The following is a 535-nucleotide window of genomic DNA, read 5'->3' as shown; positions in this document are numbered from 1 at the left end:
GTGGGGCCAATGATTGGGGTGAAGTCGTAACAAGGTAGCCGTATCGGAAGGTGCGGCTGGATCACCTCCTTTCTAAGGATATAACGGAAACGTACTGTGTTGGTTGTTCAGTTTTGAGAGATCAAACTATGAAAATATGATCTTCCTTCAATTGGATGGGCCTGTAGCTCAGTTGGTTAGAGCGCACGCCTGATAAGCGTGAGGTCGGTGGTTCAAGTCCACTCAGGCCCACCATTCAAAAAGGGGCCTTAGCTCAGCTGGGAGAGCGCCTGCTTTGCACGCAGGAGGTCAGCGGTTCGATCCCGCTAGGCTCCACCATTTAAATGTTACACCTAAACACAAGAATCTATTTTGTGTTTTATATTCAACCCTGGATAAGGGCGTGAACCTTGAAAACTGGATAAGGATTCATTGTTTCATCTAACGATGAGGCAATTGATGACAAGACATCTAATTGAAATTGTAAACGTCTTTTCACGAAGATAGTTAAGTGAATAAGGGCGCACGGTGGATGCCTTGGTACTAGGAGCCGATG

2 tRNA genes and 1 rRNA gene are annotated in these 535 nt (G+C 46.4%); all 3 read left to right on the top strand.

Features of this window, described 5'->3' with window-relative positions:
- A 16S ribosomal RNA gene (locus GLV98_RS19915) occupies positions 1 to 72 on the top strand; the annotation flags it as partial.
- An 85-nt stretch (positions 73 to 157) separates the two neighbouring features.
- Positions 158 to 234: transfer RNA gene (locus GLV98_RS19910), tRNA-Ile, on the top strand.
- Positions 235 to 242: 8 nt separating this feature from the next.
- Positions 243 to 318, top strand: a tRNA-Ala gene (locus tag GLV98_RS19905).
- Positions 319 to 535 lie beyond the last annotated feature (217 nt).

The sequence above is a fragment of the Halobacillus litoralis genome (genome assembly GCF_009856415.1).
In the GTDB taxonomy this organism is placed as follows: Bacteria; Bacillota; Bacilli; order Bacillales; family Halobacillaceae; genus Halobacillus; species Halobacillus litoralis_C.
The sequence above is the reverse complement of the archived record's forward strand: the minus strand, read 5'-3'. Positions and strand labels throughout refer to the sequence as shown.